Below are 18640 nucleotides of genomic sequence, written 5' to 3'. Positions count from 1 at the left end.
TAATCCTCCCGGCGGGCGCCCCGGTCATCCCACCCAACCGAACGGAGACGACATGGGCGGCTTCATCCTGCGGCGGGCACTCTACATGATCCCGACCGTCTTCCTGGTCTCGATCGTGACCTTCATCATCATCCAGCTGCCCCCCGGCGACTATCTGGACTCCCTTGCCGCCGAGATGGGCGAATCCGGTGTGGACAACACCGCCGTCGTCGAACAGCTGCGCGAGCAATACGGGCTGGGTCAGCCCATGTACCTGCAATACTGGAAATGGATGACCGGGATCCTGCTGGAAGGCGATTTCGGCATCTCCTTCGAAAAGAACCTGCCGGTGACGGATGTGATCTGGGACCGGCTGGGCTGGACCTTCGCGATCTCGCTGCTGACGCTTCTGTTCATCTGGATGGTGGCCCTGCCCATCGGCATCTATTCCGCCGTGCGCAAGTATTCCGTCGGCGACTATGTCGCCACCTTCTTCGGCTTCGTCGGTCTGGCAGTGCCCAACTTCCTGCTGGCGCTGGTGATGATGTATGTCGCCTTCCGCTATTTCGGCCAGTCGGTCGGCGGGCTGGTCAGCCCCGAGTACCTTGACCAGCCGTGGAGCGGTGCGAAATTCGTCGATCTTCTTAAACACATCTGGATGCCGGTTTTCGTCGTCGGCACTTCGGGCGCGGCGGCGCTGATCCGCATCATGCGCGCCAACCTGCTGGACGAATTGTACCGGCCCTATGTGGTGACCGCCCGCGCCAAGGGCATGTCCGAGTTTCAGCTTCTGCTGCGCTATCCGGTGCGGGTGGCGCTGAACCCCTTCATTTCGACCATCGGATGGATCCTGCCGACGCTGGTGTCGGGTGAAATCATCGTCGCCGTGGTGATGAACCTGCCCACCACCGGCCCGCTTCTGCTGCGCGCGCTGCTGGTGCAGGACATGTATCTTGCCGGATCGCTGATCCTGATCGTCAGCCTGCTGACGGTGATCGGCACGCTTCTGTCCGATGTCCTGCTTGCCTGGGTCGACCCGAGGATACGTTACCAATGACAGCCATTGATCCCGCTTCCGACGTGATTGTCCCCGAGGCCGTCAAGGCCCCTGCCCTGCTGGGCCCCTGGGCCCTGATGTGGCGCCAGTTCCGCCGCCACAAGATCGCCCATTTCAGCCTGTATGTCGTCGGGCTGGTGTATCTGGTCGCCCTGCTGGGAGAGTTCTTCGCCCCCGCCGATCATCTGGCGACCAACACCCGCGCGCCCTTTGCGCCGCCGCAGGGCATCCATCTGTTCGTCGAGAACGGCGATGGCAGCCGCGAGTTCCTACTGCACGCCCGCGCCCTGAAGGTCGAGGTCGACCGCGAGGCGATGCGCCGGCATTTCGTGGAAGATCCCGAAAAACCGATCCCGCTGGGCTTCTTCGTCAAGGGCCACCCCTACAAGCTGCTGTGGCTGATCCCGACCGACCGGCATCTGTTCGGCCCCATTGATCCCAAGCAGAAGGTCTATTTCCTGGGCGCCGATCGCCTTGGCCGGGACATTCTCAGCCGGATCATCATGGGCACACGGATTTCCATGTCCATCGGTCTGGTCGGCGTTGCGGTCTCGCTGGTGGTGGGGGTCAGCCTGGGCGGCATCTCGGGCTACTACGGCGGCTGGATCGACAACCTGATCCAGCGCCTGATCGAATTCCTGCGCTCGGTGCCGACGATCCCGCTGTGGATGGGGCTGGCTGCCGCGATCCCCTTGGATTGGCCACCACTGCGCACCTATTTCGTGGTGACCATCATCGTCTCGATGATCGGCTGGACCACCCTGGCGCGCGAGGTGCGCGGCAAGTTCCTGTCGCTGCGCAAGGAGGATTTCGTGGTCGCCGCCCGGCTGGACGGACTGTCGGACTGGGAGATCATCCGCAAGCACCTGGTGCCCAGCTTTGCCAGCCACATCATCGCCTCGCTGACCCTTGCGGTGCCGCTGATGATCCTGGCCGAAACCTCACTGTCGTTCCTTGGCATCGGGTTGCAGCCGCCCATCGTGTCCTGGGGCACCCTGCTGAAGGAGGCCCAGAACATCCGCACGATCATCGAAGCCCCCTGGCTGCTGATCGCCCCCGGAACGACGATCGTGATCGTTGTCCTTGCCCTGAACTTCCTCGGAGACGGCCTTCGCGATGCCGCAGATCCCTATGCAAACTGACCCCACAGAACAGCCGATGATCCAGATCCGCGGTCTGCGGACCCATTTCTTCACCGATGACGGTCTGGTGAAAGCGGTCGAGGGCGTCGATCTGGACATCCGGGCCAACCGCACCCTGTGCCTGCTGGGCGAAAGCGGCTGCGGCAAGTCGATCCTGGCGCGGTCCATCCTGCGCATCGTCGATGCGCCGGGGCGGATCACCGGCGGCAGCATCCTGTACCATGCCGCCGACGGGCGCACCGTGGATCTGGCCGCCGCCCGGCCCGGCTCGCGACAATTGCGGTCGATCCGGGGCAGCGACATCTCGATGATCTTTCAGGAGCCGATGTCCTCGCTGGGACCGATCCAGAAGATCGGTCGCCAGATCACCGAAACCATCCGGCTGCACCGGCAGGTGACCAAGGCCGAGGCGAAGGAAGAGGCCATCGACATGCTGGCCCGCGTCGGCATTCCGCGCCCGGCGGAACGGTTCGAGGCCTATCCGTTCGAACTGTCCGGCGGCATGCGCCAGCGCGCGATGATCGCGATGGCCCTGTCGTGCCAGCCCCGGCTGCTGATCGCGGACGAGCCGACCACCGCGCTGGATGTCACCACACAGGCGCAGATCCTGGACCTGATCGCCGAGCTCAAGGACGAGTTCCAGATGGCGGTCATGCTGATCACCCATGATCTTGGCGTCGTGGCCGAGGTCGCCGATGACGTCGCCGTCATGTACATGGGCAAGATCGTCGAAAAGTCCGACGTCTTCGGCCTGTTCGAAACCCCCTCCCACCCCTATACGCGCGCCCTGCTGAACTCGGTGCCGCGCATCGGCATGACCACCCACGAACGGCTGCCCGCGATCCGGGGCATGGTTCCGCATCCGCTGGCGCGGCCCTCGGGCTGCACCTTCCGCACCCGCTGCGACCACGTCATGCCGGGGATTTGCGACCGGCGCGAGCCGCGCCTGAAACCGGTACCCGGCGGCGAGGTGGCCTGCTTCCTGCACGACAAGGAGACCACGGATGTCTGAGGCCATTCTGCAGGTCCGCGACCTGACCATGACCTTCGGCGGCGGCAAGCGCGGGCCGCTGTCGAAACGGACCGCCGGCTTTGTCGCCGTCGATGACGTGTCCTTCGACGTCCGTCGGGGCGAAACCTTCGGCATCGTCGGCGAAAGCGGCAGCGGCAAGACCACGCTGGGGCGCTGCATCCTGCGGGTGCTGGACCCAAGCGCGGGCAGCATCCGCTTTCATCCGCAATCCGAAACACCGGTCGAACTGGTCGGGGCACCGACCGCGCAACTGCGCAAGGTCTGGCGCAAGCTGCGCATGGTGTTTCAGGATCCGCAGGCCTCGCTGAATCCCCGCCTGCGGGTGATCGACATCGTCGGGCAGGCCCTGCAGAAATCCGAAGGGCTGAAGGGCAAGGCGCTGGCCGATCGTGTCGGCACGCTGCTGGAAAACGTCGGCCTGCGGCGTGAGTTCCTGCACCGCTATCCCAACGCCTTCTCCGGTGGCCAGCGTCAGCGTCTCGGCATCGCCCGCGCCCTGTCGACCGGGCCGGAACTGGTGGTCGCCGACGAGGCCGTTTCGGCGCTGGACGTGTCGATTCAGGCCCAGACCCTGAACCTGTTGCAGGATCTGCAGGAGGAGTTCTCGCTGACCTTCCTGTTCATCGCCCATGATCTGGCGGTGGTCGAACACATCTGCGACCGGGTGGCGGTGATGTATAGGGGGCAGTTCGTCGAAGTCGCTGACACTGACACGCTGTTTCGCGCCCCGCAGCACCCTTATACCCGCGCATTGCTGCAGGCCGTGCCCGTGGCCGACCCCCGCGCCCGCCGCAAGCGGTCGGACCTGTCCGAGCCGGTGGATATCGGCGCCGGTTCGGGGGGCTGCAATTTCGCGCCGCGCTGCCCCCATGCCACCGATCTGTGCCGCGCGACTCGCCCGCCGACCCGGACGGTCGCCGGTGCCGATGTGCGCTGCCATTTCGCGGGGGACATCTGATGCCGCAGCCGTCCGTCTGGCGAAGGCGCATCTGACCCGCTATGCTGTAGCGCGCCCTGGAAAACCGGTTCAACACCATGAAAACACATCCCGACACCGAAGACACATCGCTCTACGATGCCATCCTCGATGACATCTACGACGGCAAGCTGGTCGGCGGCCAGCGGCTGAAGGTGTCGGAACTTGCCGAACGCTTCGGCGTCAGCACCAGCCCGATCCGCGAGATCCTGCGGAGAATGCAGGGCGAGGGCTTTGTCGAGATCCACACAAACCGCGGCGCGACGGTGAAGGCCACCGATGCGGGATCGATCCAGAACATCTTTGAAATCCTGCAGATGCTGGAGCCCTATTTCGTGATGTGGTTCGCCGATTACGCCCTGCCCGAACAGCTCGACGAGCTGGAGGAGATCCAGGCGCGGATCCGCGAGACCCCGCACAGCGAACAGCGTCAGTTCCGGCGGCTGGACTTCCAGTTTCACGAGATGTTCTGCCGGGGCCACTACAACCAGACCGCCGCCGAGATCTGGCGCAACCTGCGCACCTCGCTGAACGTACAGGCCGCGCGGCTGCGCATCACGCCCGCGCGCTACGAGATGATCAAGGAGGAGCATGACGAGCTGATCGCCGCGTTCCGTGCCAATGACACCTCGCGGGCCGACACGGTGATCCGCAAGCATGTGGACGGCTCTTTCGTGCAGATGTCGCAACAGATCCGCGCGCTGGGGTTGAACGCCGGGCGCTAAGCCGGGCGGGCCGGAAAACCCCAGCCGCCGCGCAGCGGTCGCGGCCGGTTCCAGCCGCACCCGTGCCATAGATGCCGGGAAACCTGAATTCCCAGGAAAGGTGACCCTGCCGCGATGACCCTCCCCAGCCGTCCGCTTGTCATTTCCGCGCCCGAGCCGCGCACACTGGACCTGATCTTCACGCCCGAAAGCAAAGCGCGGCTGTTTGCCGGCTATGATGTCCATGAAACCACGGCCCGGGCCATCGCCGCCCTGCCGGACGCGACCCTTGCGGCCTGCCGGTACCTTGTGGGCCAGCCGGCGCTGTCGGCCGGGGTTCTGGCCCGAATGACCTCCTTGCGCTGCATTTTCAACGTGGAAGGCAACCTGCTGAACAACATGCCCTAAGAGGGTCTGTTCCAGCGCGGCGTTCACGTGGTCACCACCGGCGCCGTCTTCGCCCGGCCCGTGGCCGAAATCGGGCTGGGCTTCGCCCTGTGCCTGGCGCGCGGGATCATCGACGCCGACACCGCCTTCCGCGAGGGGCGCGAGCTTTGGGGGGTCGAAGGCAACGCCGCCGCGCGGCTGCTGTCCGGGGGCCGCATCGGCATCATCGGCTTTGGAGAGTTGGGGCGCGCCCTGTGCGGGCTGCTCAGCGGGTTTCGCTGCCAGATCGTGGTGCATGATCCGTGGCTGCCCGACGCCTTGCTGCACGATCATGGGGTGACGCCCTGTGGATTGCAGGAGGTGCTGGAAACCTCGGACATGGTCTTTGTCGTGGCCGCCGTGACCTCGGAAAATCAGGGGTTTCTGGATCGGGACGCCTTTGCGCGCATGAAGCCGGGCGCGGGGCTGATCCTGCTGAGCCGCGCCGATGTGGTCAATTTCGACGATCTCATGGCGGCGGTCGCCTCGGGCCATATCCTTGCGGCCAGCGATGTCTTTCCCGAAGAACCTTTGGCCGCCGACCATCCGGTGCGCCGCCTGCCCGGATTCCTCCGGTCGGCCCATCGCGCCGGCGCGCTGGACGTGGCGTTCAGGCAGATGGGCAGCATGGTCCTTGACGACATGGCGCTGATGGACCGCGACCTTCCACCGCTGCGCTGCAAACGGGCCGAACGGGCAACCGTGGCCCGCATGCGGTCGCGGCCCATCACGACCAACTGACGGTCGCGGACCTGAGGGGCACAGCGGTCCACCGGATCCGGGTTCTGCCCGGTGAAACCCCGTCCACATCGGGGGACCGTTGGCCCGATACAGCCGTTTACAGGTCTCGCCGCATGTCTTACCAATACGGCGAGACCACAGTGTCCCGTTGGGCCGGGCATGGCAGGCCAAGGGCTTGCCTCTCGATCGCAACGGGATATTTTGCAGAAAACATTCAACTATCGCCACCGCCGGAGAATTTCATGCGTCACTTGGCAAGCCTGCTTTGCACCGCCGCAACCCTCACCGCCACCAGCGCAATCGCGCAAGACACCGGATCGGACACCCCCAATGCCGTGCTGATCCGCGGCGCCAGCATCTTCACCGGCTGTTCGCCCGATCTTGTGGAAGGTCAGGACGTCTATATCGCCGGAAACATGATCTCCCGGATCGGCGCGGATCTGGAACCGCCCGAATTCGCCACCGTCATCGATGCCGACGGCCACGTGCTGATGCCCGGCCTGATCGACGCCCATTGGCACGGCGTGTTCGCGACAGCGACGATCGGCCAGCTCATGACCACCAACGAGGGCTACTGGAACCTTCTGACCTCGGTCGCGCAGCGCGACACGCTTTATCGCGGCTTCACCACGGTGCGCGATACCGCGGGCCCGATGTTCGACATCGCCCGTGCCACCAATGAAGGCCTGATCGAAGGGCCGCGGGTGTTTCCCTCTGGCCCCGCCATCTCGCAAACCTCCGGTCACATGGATTTTCGGATGACGCGTGAAGTGCCATCCACGCCGGACAAGCTCAGTTCCTTCGAAACCTCGGACATGTTCTACATCGCGGACGGTGTGCCCGAGGTGCTCAAGCGCGTGCGTGAAAACCTGATGCAGGGCGCGACGCAGATCAAGCTGATGGCCGGCGGCGGCGTCACCTCCAGCTACGATCCCATTCACACCATGCAGTACACCAAGGCCGAACTGGCAGCGGCGGTCGAACAGGCGGCAAACTGGGGCACCTACATCCTGACCCACGCCATCAACGACGAGGCCGTCAACCATTCCATCGATGCCGGCGTCAAGAGCATCGAACACGGCCATATGGCGACACGCGAAACCCTGCAACGCTTCGTCGAGAACGACGTCTGGCTCAGCATGCAACCCTTCCTGGACGACCAGGACGCCCCGGCCCTGAACGATTTCCAGAAGGCGAAGTACAAGTTCGTCACCGATGGCACCGATTTCGTCTACAAGACGGCCAAGGAGCTGGGCGTGAAGATCGCCTTCGGCACCGACACGCTGTTCAGCGCCGATCTTGCCAAGCGGCAGGGCGCGCAGCTGGCCAAACTGCAGAACTGGTTCACGCCCTACGAGGCGCTGAAGATGGCCACCTGTGACAACGCACAGCTGCTGGCGCTGTCGGGCAAGCTCACCCCCTATCCGATGGGCCCGCTGGGCGTGGTCGAGGAAGGCGCCTATGCCGACCTGATCCTCGTGGATGGCAACCCGCTGGAAGATCTCGACCTGGTGGGCGATCCCGACACCAACTTCGACCTCATCATGAAAGACGGCGTGATCTACAAGAACGCGCTGAACTGATCCTGTATCGGGCGGCATCCTGGGATGCCGCCCGAACCCGCGCTTGCACGGGGCGTGACCGGTCCGGGATTGGTGGCAACACCGTTGCCGCGCAGGTCCAGGCGATGCCGCCCCTCAGCAGCGACAGCACGATAGATATCTGCGCAACCCTTCCCACCATCCTTCCGACAAGAGCGTTGGAAGGGGTGACAAGCCGGGCCGCGATGCCCGAGGCGGACATGATGTTGCCGGCCATCACGAAGAAGGCCACCGCGACGGACGTGGGCAGGAATTCTCCGGACAGAAAGGTTGGCACACTGGCGAGGCTCAGGGCAAAGGCGATGGGCAGCCCGATGACGACCGCATCGTAGAAGAGGAGCACTTCGAGCATCAGCATGGCTCAGGCCTCCGACTTGAGGTGACGAAGTTCCGTCAGAACCATTCGACGATATGGGCGGCCATGAGCAGGCAAGGCGGCGGCGACCCAGGAATGGCGGAACCCGGTCAGCGGCGGTTTCCGTCGGTGCGCCTGACCGCTGTCCTTGCCCGGATCCTCGGCCCATTGGTCGAAGGTTTCCGAGGTGGTGAGGCATCCGCTTCTTCATGGCCGGCAAAGACATGGGCGCACCGATGATCCCCAGCTTCGGCGCATAGGTCGCCAGCCGCGCCGCATCGGTGAACGAGGCCACATTGGCCCCGGCCAGCGCCTGAGCCATCATGCCCGGGTCGCACCCGGTTGGCCGTTCGGATAGAGCTTGATCTCGATGGCGCCATCCGTGATGGCAACGCGATCTCGGCAATGGATTTCCCGGCCTATTGCCGGGCCAGCACGGCCTCGACCCGTCCGGCCTATCACCGCGCCGTGGACATGCAGCAGCCCATCGGCTGCGCCAAAGTGGCCGGCTATCCCGGGATCGAAGAGATCCGCGCCTGTTACGCCAGTCCGGTGGACAAATCCGCACCCATCAACGCGTTGCACGATTTCGGCGATGCGGACCGCAGCTATGCCTTGCAGTCGCCTGTGGTCGCGGGGCGGGACTGATGCAGTTTGCCCTGATCTGCCGCGACGACCCCGACCCCTGCCCCGCAGACTTGCCGCGCGCGACGACCGCCCCGACACCCGGTTCAATGGCAACAGCGGATGGTGGGGTCCGGCCCGGCTGAAAGCCTATCGCGACCGGCTCACCGATAGCGGGCTGACCCTGGATGCCATGGCGCTGGACCTCGGGTCGTTTCCGCTGGACTCGATCTATCACCGGGCATGGGACGGGGCGGCACCAAGGCTGCCCCGCGTCGAAGGCGATAGGGCGGTCGCCGTCAGGATCGGGACCAGGGCCGTTCGGACAGGGCCACGTGATCCAGCGACCTGCTGCACGCCACAAACCGCCAAAGCAACGGATTGGAACTGTCCACCCGTCAGGCCGTCTGGCTGGCCGTGTCCCGGATCGGACCTGCGCCGGTGTCCAGCCCGGCCTCGGCTTTCATTCTCAGGCCTCGTCCAGCCGCGGGTCGATCACGAACTTGATGCCGTCCGCGGCAAAGCTGCGATCGAAGGCGCGTTTCCATTGCGAAAGCGGCACGACCTCGGAAACAAGGCTTTCCAGGTCAAGCTTGCCCGAGTGCATCAGTGTCATCGCCCGCCTCCAGCTTCTGGGGTTCGAGGCAAACCCCGAGGTGAGGGTCAATTCCTTGTAGCAGATCAGGTCGGTGGGAAGGCTGCTGTCCTTGCCCGACAACCCCATCTGGGCCAGATGCCCGCCCTTTGTCAGGAAGCGCAGGGCGTCGGCATAGCCGAACTGGTTGCCCGAGCACTCCACCGCCACGTCGAAACGGTCCGGCGCCAGATCCTCGCCCACGACCGAGACCGCGAACCCCAGCGCCCCGGCGGCGTCAAGCCGCGGTGTGTCGTTTTCGGTGCCGCGCAGGGTGACATTGCCGCCCATCAGGCGCGCGACCTGTCCCGCGATCAGACCAATGGCGCCCGGCCCGATCACAAGCACGTCGTCGCCGGGCTCCACATAAGCCGCGTCGCCGTACAGCGAGTTGGTCACACAGGCCACCGGTTCCGCCAGCGATGCGGCGGCATCGGACATGAACCCCGGCGCCGGGTGCAGGTTGACCAGCGGCACCTCGACCAAAGGCGCCATCGCCCCGTCGACATGGCTGCCAATGGACATGCGGGCGTGACACAGATTGGTGCGCCCGGTCCGGCAATGGCGGCAAGTGCCGCAGGTGGAATAGAAGCTTTCGGCCACAAAACGCTGGCCGATCAGGCCACTGTCAACGCCCTCGCCCACCGCGACCACATGGCCGCAAACCTCATGCCCCATGACGACCGGCGGAGCCACGGCGTACTCGTTCCTGAAGATGTGAAGATCGGTGCCGCAGATCCCCGCCCCGGCGGTTTTCAGCACCACCGTTCCGGGCTTTGCCACAGGATCCGGCCGGTCGACCAGACCGACATCGCCATACGCTTCGCTCCGCTTGGTCACTCCCAGCATGTCGGCTTCTCCTCAGGCGGTGCTTCGGTTGGCAAGGGTACAGGCATATATCGCAACCAGGATCACCGTGCCCACGACAAAAGGGAAGGCAAAGGGGGAAACGCCGGTCCTAGATCGACACGCCGCCATCCCGGCAATCGGTGAGAATTCGCAGGGCATCCCGTAGATGCCGGTTTCGCCGATTCTCCCGAGCCTGCCCCGCCCGCATATATTTTCGTACTCGCGGCATTGACCCGGCAGCGCCAGCCCTAGATCGTGCCCCGGACACCATTGTCCCCGGATAAAGGAGATCGCGATGAAATCCCTGCTGGTGCCACTGCTGGCGCTGCCCCTGTTGACCGCCTGCGGCCTGAGCGACAGCCAGGTCAACGCCGCGGCGCAAGCGGGCGTCAATGCCGCCGAGGCCGAAGAGATCTCGGACGAGGTCAAGCGCTCGACCGACTTCGATGCCATCGGGCGCGAGGCCGTCGCGGATGTGGACACCTCGAACTTCGACGCGCTGACGAACTGACGCCCGCTGGGGCTCCGTCAAGACGATCCCGGACACCGCCCTTGCAGCCCGACCGGCTGCCGGGATTTTTTCGCGGATACCGCTTTCCGCCGAGTCGGGTAGTTTGCGGGCAGACCAGAGTCTTGCTGATTCTTATGGTCATTTATCGGCCAAAACGACCACAACCCGGACCCCACGATTGCGCGCCCCGCCCGCCCGAAAATTGCCAATTGGCAATTTCCCTACAACGGGTTGTTTTCCGCAAACTTTCTGAAAAAGGCCAGGAACGCCTTGTCGGGATCGCGCGGCGGTTCGCGGCCCGTGGACCAAGCCCGCCATTCGCTTTCCACGAAGTAGATGTCATAGCCGGGATGGCGCAGCTTGGCAGTCTCATAGGTCTCGGTGCGCAGCGCCCTGCCCTGCCCGTCCAGCCAGGCCGGACGCGGCTTCAGCGTCGACACCTCCGGCTCCACGTCCCCGGCCACCCGCGCCTTGCGCCCGACCTTCGAGAAACTGACTTCGCGCTCGGCCGCGTCCACCCCGTCGCGATCCTTGCGCCACCACCGCAACTCCACATGGGTGACCCGGCGCCCGGTCTTGATCGGTTCGATCTGCACCACATAGTCGCTCAGCGCGTTGACCTCGGCCACCGCGGGCTTGATGGCGCGCAGGTTCAGGTTCGACCAACTGGTCAGCTTGCCCTTGGGCACGCCCAGCACGCCGCGCAGCGCCTCCAGCGAGAACTTCTCGGACGCGCGGTACTTCAGGTTGCCGCGCTTCTGCACCATCTCGTACAGCGTCAGCGCGTATTTCGAGGTCAGCGCGAACATCACCTCGCGCTGCAACCGTGCGAAGACCGACGAATGCTTGATGATCTTGCGCAGCCGCGCCGGGATCTCGTATTCGATCAGCCCGTCGCGACGCAGGGTTTCGATGTTGCCGCCCAGAAGCTGCACCCGCTCGATCGCCTCTTCGCCGTCCCAATTCACCTGCACCTTGACGATGGCTGACATCAGCCGTTCCAGGCTTTCGCCGATGCGATCGTTGGCATTGTGCGAGCCGCGCAACTCCGCCTTGGCGATCACATGGGTCACGGGTTTCTCGATCCCGTCCCAGGCGTTTTCCAGAAGCTGGTTATAGATCCGCCGATCTGCCAAAGTCAGCGGGGTCACCTCGACCAGATCCACCAATTCCCCCGGTTTGACGAGGCTTTCAGCATTGGGTCGGGCGTCCAGGGTGCGATAGGAACGGTCGGCTGCCACGCGCGCTACTCGATTCTCTTACGTTTGTAGTTTGTTGGATGTAAGCTACCAAGGCGCTCTGCCCCGGTAAAGCATTTGCGCGGGCGTTGTGCCGATCCGGCGGCGGATCCCATGGGTCAGGTGGCAACGCCCGGACCCGCCCCGCCAAACCTTACATCGAATATCGGCCCTATGTAACGTATAAACAGAAAGACCGCCCGTCCCGGCTCACCCAATCCGTAAGGTTTGCGAATGGACCCGACTCGCCCCCGGACTCGGAAATCGGCCAAGATCAACCAGAAAATGCTTGTTTTACAGGGGTCTGCGGGCACCCGAAATGTAAGCGAGAATCCGCACCCAAGACGTAGGCGCAGCCAACCCCATCCGTAAGCTTTACTCACCCCAAACGTAGGCCGTAGTCACCCATGAAGTAGGGATTGGCCGAAAGATATCCTTAAAGACAACAACTTACCCATCCTGAACATGGAACACTTAGAATCTAGAATCCCTGCGGGTGCCGGTGTTTTTTGTTGGGGTTTTGGGGATAACTCCCGGATCGGCGCGGGTCGCCTTACAAATTGGAAGGATTGCACCTGTTTCACCCGAAAATCTCCGAACCGGGCCGCTGTTGCCCAGAAATTCCACTCATTCCGGGATACATCTGCAACTTCCGCTTTTTTCGTTGATTTCCGAAAATTATCGCACTTGCGGCGGTGCCCCCTGTCCCGCATGATTCGAGCGTCACTATTCGAGGATACCATGGACAACCAGGTTCTCCCCCCCGTTACGCTTTCTGAATTGCAAAACCTCTCGACCCGCGCCGACACGGTCATGAACCGCCTGCGCGACCGCGTTTATGCGCCCGGCAGTGAAAAGCAGCTCGAGCTCAGTTTCAACGTCCGCTCCGCCGCCGAGATGGTCGGCCGGTCGGAAAAACTGATCCGGGATGCCGAGGCCGATGGCCGCCTGCCTGAGCCGCAGAAGGATCCCGAAACCGGCCGCCGCACAGGCTATTCACTGGCCGAGGTCAACCGGATGCGCGAGGTCTTCGGCACGCTGCCGCACCGCGCGCCCGGCGACCCGCCGCTGGTCATGGCGGTGCAGAACTTCAAGGGCGGGGTCGGAAAGTCCACGCTGGTGACCCATCTGGCGCAGTACTTCGCGCTGAAAGGCTACCGGGTCTGCGTGATCGATTGCGACAGCCAGGCCTCGACCACCGCCGTCTTCGGGCTGAACCCGGACGTGGATGTCGACGAGGATGAAGACACGCTGTATCCGTTCTTCCGCCATGGCGGCCCGGCGACGCTGCACTACGCGCTGCGCGCCACCTATTGGCCGGGCATCGCGCTGATCCCGGCCAATCTGGGCTTGTATGACGCCGAGTATGAATTCGCCGCGCGCATGGCCCGTGACCACACCTTCGTGCTGGACAAACTGCGCGACGGGGTCGAGTCGATCCAGGACCAGTTCGACATCGTGCTGCTGGACCCGCCGCCGGCGCTGGGGATGCTGTCGCTGTCGGTGCTGCGGGCCGCCAACGCGCTGCTGATCCCGGCGCCGCCCAACAACATCGACTTCGCCTCGACCGCGCATTTCCTGAAGATGATGGCGGCGACGCTGGGCGAGATTTCGGAACATGGCGGCGCGCGGTCCTATTCCTTCGTCAAGATCGTGGCGACCAAGATGGACGACCAGAAGTCGGCGCATGTGGCGATCAAGCGGATGATGGATGCGGTGTTTCCACATGACGTTCTGCAATCGGTGCTCAAGGACAGTGCCGAGATCGACAACGCAACGGCCAACCTGAAGACGGTATACGAGTTGACGGGGCCAGCCCGGCGGACCGAGACCCACAAGCGCTGCCGCACCTATCTGGATGCGGTCGGGCGCGAGGTGGAGACGCTGATCCGCAAGACCTGGCCCAGCCACCATTCGGACCTGCGCAAGGAGGGGATCCTGTGAGCAAGAAGCACGACGCACTGTTTGACGACATTCTCAGCGGGCTGGACGCCCAGCCCACGGACGCGGCGCCGACGCCCGAATCGGCGGCGCCGAAAGACCGGGGCGGCGCGCGCTTCCTGAAGCGGTCCACCACCATCGGCGACCGGCTGTCGGGCGAGATCGAAGAGAAGACCCTGAAATGGGTGGACCCGGCCGAGTGCCGCATGTGGGCGCATCACAACCGCGCCTACGACCTTCTGACCGAGGACAGCTGCCGGGACCTGATCGACGGCATCCGCGCGCAGGGGCGGCAGGAGTTTCCGGCCATCGTGCGCCGCGTCAGCGATGGCGGCGCGCAGGCCTATGAGGTGATCTGCGGCGCGCGGCGGCATTTCGCCGTCAGCTGGCTACGCGCCAACAACTATCCGCAGTTCAAGTATCTGGTGGATGTGCGCGACCTGTCGGACGAAGAGGCTTTCCGGCTGGCCGATATCGAGAACCGCGATCGCGAGGATATCAGCGACTTCGAACGCGCCCGCGATTATGCCGCCGCATTGGAGCGCTATTACGGCGGCAAGCAGAAGGCGATGGCGGCGCGGCTGGAGGTCTCGGAAGGCTGGCTGTCGCGCTATCTGCAACTGGCCAAACTGCCGCCCGAGATTGTCGCCGCCTATGGTGCCATCACTGACATCAAGGAACTGCACGCCCGACAGCTGAAGCCGCTTCTGGCGCGGCCGTCGGACCGGGCCAGAGTTCTGGCCGCGGCGGCGGATCTGGCGGCGGCGAAAGGGCAGGGGCGGGTCAGCGATGGCGCGCAGGTTCTGGCGGCGCTGAAGGCGGCGGTCAAACCGGCGAAACCGAAAGGGCAGGGCGGCACGCTGTATCGTCGGGGGCCGGGGGAAAGCGGCATCACGGTGCGCAAGAAGGGCCGCAGCGTGGTCATGGAGTTCTCGGACAGCCTGAGCCGCAATGCGTTGGAGGAAGCCTTTGCCCGATACATGGCGGATCGCTTCGGAAAGTGAGATTGCCAACTGGCAAGAAGTCGGATTTATCGTTTAAAAACAGTTGGTTAATCAGTTTGTCAACGGATCTGATGCGGCCAGATTGCCAAGGCAAGACCTTGAAGATGGTGACGACGGGGCAGGGGCGGCGGGCCGCAAGACCCGCCGTCCGGTTATTTGCCCTCGGCCTCATCCATCAGCCCGCGCACCCATTTGGCAGACCACCAGGTTGCCGGGATGCCCAGCGGAATGCTGAGCCCAAGGGTCAGCATCGGCGACAGCGCCGGCAGACCGATGGCCTGTCCCATCAGGCTGAGCATGAACAAGTTGATGGCCACAGCCCCCGCCGCGAAGGGGTAGAGCACGAAGGCCAGCCGCTTGCGGGTCCATTTCTCGTCGGTGTCGGTCATGAGGCGTGTTCCAGGCGGGCAGCGGCGCACAGGGCGTTGGCGATCAGGGCAGGGATGGCGGGCCACAGGGCCAGCGGCGGCAAGGTGGGGCCAAGGAAGCCGCCCGCGCTCAGGGCGGCGGGCAGGTCGTCGGTGACATGGCCACCGTCGGCGGCGAAATAGGACAGGCAGATCGATTTCGGCCCGAATCCCGCCGCCACCCTGTGGATATGGGGCGGTTCTTCCAGGAAGGCGACCTCGATCCGGGCGAAGGTTTTGGCCTGCCGCAAGGCCTTGGCAAAGCGCCGGGTGCAGGCGGCAGGCACCTTGCCCTGCGCCGATCCGTGGGCCGCGACCAGAACTTCTGTCTCTGACGCGCGCCAACCGGCGCTGGAGGCCGTGTCTGCCAGCATCCGCAGGGTGAGGCCCGGCAGGGCGGGATCGCTGCCCAGCGGCGGCAGGACGCGCGCGGCGGGCAGGCCAAGACGGGCGGGCAGGGCGGTGTTGGTGAACCAGCCTTCGGTCATGAACAGCGGATAGATCAGCACATCGTTGCGCGCGCCGTCCAGCGCGCGCTCGACGGACCCCATGGCCGCCAGCGTGGCCGAGCCAATGCGGCGCCCCGGCATCCGGGCGGCGACCTTGGCGGCCAGTTCGGCCAGCCGGGCCTCGGCCGGGGCCGGGTCCGAAGGCTGGCCGTGCGAGACCAGGATGGCCTCAGTGGCTGGTGCCTTCAGAGAAGGTGATCTTGTTCCAGACATTGTACTTCCCGGATGGTTTGCGCATCGGCAGGCGGCGGACCTCTTCCAGCGTGGCGGCGTCATAGACGATGACCGCGCCGTCGTCTTCCCAGACCGACACCAGAGCATAGCGCCCGTCGCGGGTGAATTCCACATGGGCGACGGTGGCGCCGGGTACCGGGCGCAGGGTCTTGACGATCTCAAGGCTCTGCTTGTCGATCACATGCATGGCGTCGCGGTTGGGACCGAAGAAGACATCGGCCCAGAAGTAGGGCGTGTTTTCATGGCTGCGCAGGAAGAAGCCGGGGCCTTCGGTTTCGATGGTGGTCAGCCGTTCCCAGGTTTCGGTGTCGATGACCGACAGCTTGGCCTCTTTCAGGTGCGGCGTGGCCATCACACGGCGGCCATCGCGATCCCACGAGATGCCCGAGCCCAGATGCGGCATGCCGTCCAGCGGCAGCTCGGCGATCTCGCGCCCGACGTTAAGGTTGACCACCACGCCGCGCCGCCCATCGCGGGCCGCGCCGATCAGGTTGCGATAGTCGTCGTCGAAGAAGAAATCGTCCAGCGGCTCGGTGACCTCGATCCGGCGCCGGGCGAACAGCCCTTCGGAGGAGGCGATGGCCTCGACCATGCCTTTCTCGCGGCTGTGCACGAAGCCCTCGTAGACCGGCTCGGCGTTGGGGTCGGTGGCGACCTCCCAGATCTCGGGGGCGTCCTTCAGGGCGAGGATGAAGCTTTTGCGCTGCGGCGCCTGATAGACCGCTGAAACCCGGCTGGAGGTGCCATCCTTGCCGATCACCTCCATCACGCGGGCGACCGACAGATCCTCGGTCGACAGCAGGGTCAGTGTCATCGGCAGGTAGTTGGCCACGGCCAGCCATTTGCCATCGTGGCTCATGGCGATGTTGCGGCTGTTCAGACCGGCGCGGACGCGGCCCACTTCGGACAGGGACCACAGGTCGTATTTCTGCACCCAGCCGTCGCGCGACATGATGAAGACATAGCGCCCGTCGGGGCTGAACTTCGGCCCGCCGTGGACGGCAAAGGGGGTTTCAAACCGGTCGAGTAGCTCGAAGGTGTCGCCGTCCAGCACGCTGACGTGATGGTCGCCGGTTTCCACCACCAACGTGATGTTCATCGGATCCGAGGACCAGACCGGGGCCGGGGCGGGGGTGTAATCCGGGGTCAGGGTGCGGCTGGCGGTGATCTCGGCCTCGCCCCAGGCCGGGACATCGTCGAGCGGTGTGTTCAGGTAGTCTGCCAGCGCGGCGATGCGGTCGGGGTCCAGCACCTCGGCAAAGCCTGGCATCTGGGTGGCGGCGCGGCCGTCGCGGATCACCGCCTCAAGGTTGGGGCCGCGCATCCGGCCCAGGGTCTGCGGGATCAGCGCCGGACCCAGGGCGCCCAGACGGCTGGGGCCATGGCAGTCGGTGCAGTGATCGGCATAGTCCCGGGCGGGGTCTGCGGCCAGAGACGTGGCCGCGAACAGGGCCGCACTAATGGAAACGGTGAACCGGATCATGTCGTTTTCCTCGAAAGGGGGTCACGGTCAGGCGGTCGCTTTCGGTCACGCCGATCTCGGCGTCGGACAGGTAGCAGGCCGGATCTTCGGCCCAGGGATCGCCGGTCAATTGCAGGGCGCGGATGCGGGTGTTGCCGCCGCAGACGGCCTGATGGGCGCAGGCGCCGCAGCGACCCTTGAGCGGGCGGGGCCGGGTGCGCAGCTTGGCCAGCATCGGGTCGGGACCTGTCCAAAGCTCGGAAAACGGGGTGTTTTTCACGTTGCCGATGGTGTAATCCGACCAGTACGTATCGGGGTGCACATTGCCCTGGGTGTCGATATTGGCGACCCCCAGACCCGAGGAGTTGCCGCCCCAGGCTTCCAGATGGTCGCGCACATTTGCGTGTTCGGCAGCATCGAAATTGCGTTCGACCCAGTTCAGGAAATGCACCGCGTCGGCATCGTTGTTGCCGGTCACGATGTCCAGCGGGAAGCCGTCGGCGGCGCCCGCCCAGCTGCGCTCGATCAGCAGATCCATGGCCCGGCGCGAGCGTTTATGCGCGGCATCCTCGCCCCGGTTCTTGTCGCCGCGCCCGGCATAGACCAGATGCGACAGGTAGAACTTGTCGACCCCTTCGTCGTCGCACAGTTGCAGCAGGTCCGGCAGGTGGCCATGGTTGCCGTCGGTCAGGGTGAAGCGCAGCCCGACCTTTATGCCGCGTTTCTTGCATTCGCGCACGCCGCGAAGGGCGTCGGAAAACGCGCCATCCACGCCGCGGAACCAGTCGTTCGTCGCGCCGATGCCGTCGATCGAGATGCCGACATAGTCGAACCCGGCCTCGGCCACGCGGTCGGCGTTTTCGCCGTGGATCTTGGTGCCATTGGTGGACAGCGCCAGCATCCTGACCATCGGCCGGGCGCGGGCCGCCAGGTCGAACAGATCCTTGCGGTCCAGCGGCTCACCGCCCGACAGGATCAGCGCCGGAATGCCGAAACGGTCAAGGTCGTCGAGCGTGTCCATCGCCTGCTGGTGGCTCAGCTCTCCGGGGAAATCCACATCCGCCGAGACGGTGTAGCAGTGCCGGCATTTCAGGTTGCATCGGCGGGTCAGGTTCCAGATCACCACCGGTTTCACGGGGCCGGAGCCGCGGCGGGTGCGGACCGGCGTGGGGGTGACCAGCTGGTGCATGTACTCGGTGAGGCGAAACATGGT

19 protein-coding genes are annotated in these 18640 nt (G+C 64.8%); 12 read left to right on the top strand and 7 right to left on the bottom strand.

Translation table 11 applies throughout. The features are described from left to right. Positions 1 to 52: 52 nt before the first annotated feature. From AB0T83_RS16285 to AB0T83_RS16250, 8 genes are all read left to right on the top strand, one after another. Positions 53 to 1036 carry an ABC transporter permease gene (locus tag AB0T83_RS16285; protein WP_366194280.1) on the top strand — a complete coding sequence of 328 codons (984 nt, stop codon included), beginning with the start codon at positions 53 to 55 and terminating at the stop codon, positions 1034 to 1036. Beyond that, positions 1033 to 2178, top strand: a complete 1146-nt coding sequence (locus AB0T83_RS16280; protein ID WP_366194279.1) for an ABC transporter permease — start codon at positions 1033 to 1035, stop codon at positions 2176 to 2178. The genes AB0T83_RS16285 and AB0T83_RS16280 overlap by 4 nt, the downstream gene beginning before the upstream one ends. A gap of 16 nt (positions 2179 to 2194) precedes the next feature. Then, complete coding sequence (locus AB0T83_RS16275) at positions 2195 to 3190, top strand: ABC transporter ATP-binding protein (RefSeq protein WP_366194278.1); 996 nt, start codon at positions 2195 to 2197, stop codon at positions 3188 to 3190. Next, positions 3183 to 4169 carry an ABC transporter ATP-binding protein gene (locus AB0T83_RS16270; protein WP_366194277.1) on the top strand — a complete coding sequence of 329 codons (987 nt, stop codon included), beginning with the start codon at positions 3183 to 3185 and terminating at the stop codon, positions 4167 to 4169. Before AB0T83_RS16275 ends, AB0T83_RS16270 begins: the two co-directional genes overlap by 8 nt. A gap of 77 nt (positions 4170 to 4246) precedes the next feature. Next, complete coding sequence (locus tag AB0T83_RS16265) at positions 4247 to 4912, top strand: GntR family transcriptional regulator (protein WP_366194276.1); 666 nt, start codon at positions 4247 to 4249, stop codon at positions 4910 to 4912. Between the two features lie 114 nt (positions 4913 to 5026). After that, entirely contained in the window at positions 5027 to 5299 is a 273-nt protein-coding gene (locus AB0T83_RS16260) for a Rossmann-fold NAD(P)-binding domain-containing protein (RefSeq protein WP_366194275.1), read from the top strand. A gap of 27 nt (positions 5300 to 5326) precedes the next feature. Further along, positions 5327 to 6058: an NAD(P)-dependent oxidoreductase gene (locus tag AB0T83_RS16255; RefSeq protein WP_366194274.1), complete on the top strand. Its 732-nt coding sequence runs from the start codon at positions 5327 to 5329 to the stop codon at positions 6056 to 6058. 242 nt (positions 6059 to 6300) lie between these two features. Next, a complete protein-coding gene (locus AB0T83_RS16250; RefSeq protein ID WP_366194273.1) occupies positions 6301 to 7641 on the top strand; it encodes a metal-dependent hydrolase family protein in 1341 nt (446 codons plus the stop codon). Here AB0T83_RS16250 and AB0T83_RS16245 read toward each other — a convergent pair. After that, entirely contained in the window at positions 7601 to 8017 is a 417-nt protein-coding gene (locus AB0T83_RS16245) for a TRAP transporter large permease subunit (protein WP_366194272.1), read from the bottom strand. The two genes, AB0T83_RS16250 and AB0T83_RS16245, sit on opposite strands and share 41 nt — an antisense overlap. A 339-nt stretch (positions 8018 to 8356) precedes the next feature. On the opposite strand from AB0T83_RS16245, the gene AB0T83_RS16240 reads away from it, so the two are divergent. Next, a complete protein-coding gene (locus tag AB0T83_RS16240) occupies positions 8357 to 8662 on the top strand; it encodes an RraA family protein (protein WP_366194271.1) in 306 nt (101 codons plus the stop codon). A 445-nt stretch (positions 8663 to 9107) separates the two neighbouring features. Here AB0T83_RS16240 and AB0T83_RS16235 read toward each other — a convergent pair whose 3' ends face one another. After that, on the bottom strand, positions 9108 to 10121 hold the full coding sequence (locus tag AB0T83_RS16235; protein ID WP_366194270.1) for a zinc-dependent alcohol dehydrogenase: 1014 nt from the start codon (positions 10119 to 10121) through the stop codon (positions 9108 to 9110). A 295-nt stretch (positions 10122 to 10416) separates the two neighbouring features. On the opposite strand from AB0T83_RS16235, the gene AB0T83_RS16230 reads away from it, so the two are divergent. Further along, complete coding sequence (locus tag AB0T83_RS16230; RefSeq protein ID WP_366194269.1) at positions 10417 to 10632, top strand: hypothetical protein; 216 nt, start codon at positions 10417 to 10419, stop codon at positions 10630 to 10632. Positions 10633 to 10853: 221 nt separating this feature from the next. On the opposite strand, the gene AB0T83_RS16225 is transcribed toward AB0T83_RS16230, so the two are convergent. Then, entirely contained in the window at positions 10854 to 11873 is a 1020-nt protein-coding gene (locus tag AB0T83_RS16225) for a replication initiation protein (RefSeq protein WP_366194268.1), read from the bottom strand. Positions 11874 to 12683: 810 nt separating this feature from the next. On the opposite strand from AB0T83_RS16225, the gene AB0T83_RS16220 reads away from it, so the two are divergent. Further along, entirely contained in the window at positions 12684 to 13814 is a 1131-nt protein-coding gene (locus tag AB0T83_RS16220) for an AAA family ATPase (protein WP_366194267.1), read from the top strand. Beyond that, positions 13811 to 14815 (top strand): ParB/RepB/Spo0J family partition protein, encoded by a 1005-nt coding sequence (locus AB0T83_RS16215; RefSeq protein ID WP_366194266.1) that lies wholly within the window; start codon positions 13811 to 13813, stop codon positions 14813 to 14815. The genes AB0T83_RS16220 and AB0T83_RS16215 overlap by 4 nt, the downstream gene beginning before the upstream one ends. Before the next feature lie 152 nt (positions 14816 to 14967). Here AB0T83_RS16215 and AB0T83_RS16210 read toward each other — a convergent pair whose 3' ends face one another. The 4 genes from AB0T83_RS16210 to nirJ are packed head-to-tail and all read right to left on the bottom strand — an operon-like array spanning position 14968 to position 18637. Next, positions 14968 to 15204 (bottom strand): hypothetical protein, encoded by a 237-nt coding sequence (locus AB0T83_RS16210; protein ID WP_366194265.1) that lies wholly within the window; start codon positions 15202 to 15204, stop codon positions 14968 to 14970. After that, the gene (locus tag AB0T83_RS16205; protein ID WP_366194264.1) at positions 15201 to 15944 is read right to left on the bottom strand and encodes a CbiX/SirB N-terminal domain-containing protein; all 744 of its coding nucleotides are present in this window, start codon (positions 15942 to 15944) and stop codon (positions 15201 to 15203) included. Before AB0T83_RS16205 ends, AB0T83_RS16210 begins: the two co-directional genes overlap by 4 nt. Then, positions 15901 to 17448, bottom strand: a complete 1548-nt coding sequence (locus tag AB0T83_RS16200) for a cytochrome D1 domain-containing protein (RefSeq protein ID WP_366194263.1) — start codon at positions 17446 to 17448, stop codon at positions 15901 to 15903. Before AB0T83_RS16200 ends, AB0T83_RS16205 begins: the two co-directional genes overlap by 44 nt. Beyond that, positions 17423 to 18637 carry a heme d1 biosynthesis radical SAM protein NirJ gene (gene nirJ / locus AB0T83_RS16195; RefSeq protein ID WP_366194262.1) on the bottom strand — a complete coding sequence of 405 codons (1215 nt, stop codon included), beginning with the start codon at positions 18635 to 18637 and terminating at the stop codon, positions 17423 to 17425. The genes AB0T83_RS16200 and nirJ overlap by 26 nt, the downstream gene beginning before the upstream one ends. Between the last annotated feature and the right edge of the window lie 3 nt (positions 18638 to 18640).

This window comes from Meridianimarinicoccus marinus, from assembly GCF_040689105.1.
Classification (GTDB): domain Bacteria; phylum Pseudomonadota; class Alphaproteobacteria; order Rhodobacterales; family Rhodobacteraceae; genus Meridianimarinicoccus; species Meridianimarinicoccus marinus.
The sequence above is the reverse complement of the archived record's forward strand: the minus strand, read 5'-3'. Positions and strand labels throughout refer to the sequence as shown.

Bases quoted from the DNA above. Each gene is read 5' to 3' on its own strand.
- AB0T83_RS16285 (WP_366194280.1), top strand. From the start codon at position 53: ATGGGCGGCTTCATCCTGCGGCGGGCACTCTACATGATCCCGACCGTC.
- AB0T83_RS16280 (WP_366194279.1), top strand. From the start codon at position 1,033: ATGACAGCCATTGATCCCGCTTCCGACGTGATTGTCCCCGAGGCCGTC.
- AB0T83_RS16275 (WP_366194278.1), top strand. From the start codon at position 2,195: ATGATCCAGATCCGCGGTCTGCGGACCCATTTCTTCACCGATGACGGT.
- AB0T83_RS16270 (WP_366194277.1), top strand. From the start codon at position 3,183: ATGTCTGAGGCCATTCTGCAGGTCCGCGACCTGACCATGACCTTCGGC.
- AB0T83_RS16265 (WP_366194276.1), top strand. From the start codon at position 4,247: ATGAAAACACATCCCGACACCGAAGACACATCGCTCTACGATGCCATC.
- AB0T83_RS16260 (WP_366194275.1), top strand. From the start codon at position 5,027: ATGACCCTCCCCAGCCGTCCGCTTGTCATTTCCGCGCCCGAGCCGCGC.
- AB0T83_RS16250 (WP_366194273.1), top strand. From the start codon at position 6,301: ATGCGTCACTTGGCAAGCCTGCTTTGCACCGCCGCAACCCTCACCGCC.
- AB0T83_RS16245 (WP_366194272.1), bottom strand. From the start codon at position 8,017: ATGCTGATGCTCGAAGTGCTCCTCTTCTACGATGCGGTCGTCATCGGG.
- AB0T83_RS16235 (WP_366194270.1), bottom strand. From the start codon at position 10,121: ATGCTGGGAGTGACCAAGCGGAGCGAAGCGTATGGCGATGTCGGTCTG.
- AB0T83_RS16230 (WP_366194269.1), top strand. From the start codon at position 10,417: ATGAAATCCCTGCTGGTGCCACTGCTGGCGCTGCCCCTGTTGACCGCC.
- AB0T83_RS16220 (WP_366194267.1), top strand. From the start codon at position 12,684: ATGAACCGCCTGCGCGACCGCGTTTATGCGCCCGGCAGTGAAAAGCAG.
- AB0T83_RS16210 (WP_366194265.1), bottom strand. From the start codon at position 15,204: ATGACCGACACCGACGAGAAATGGACCCGCAAGCGGCTGGCCTTCGTG.
- AB0T83_RS16205 (WP_366194264.1), bottom strand. From the start codon at position 15,944: ATGTCTGGAACAAGATCACCTTCTCTGAAGGCACCAGCCACTGAGGCC.
- AB0T83_RS16200 (WP_366194263.1), bottom strand. From the start codon at position 17,448: ATGATCCGGTTCACCGTTTCCATTAGTGCGGCCCTGTTCGCGGCCACG.
- nirJ (WP_366194262.1), bottom strand. From the start codon at position 18,637: ATGTTTCGCCTCACCGAGTACATGCACCAGCTGGTCACCCCCACGCCG.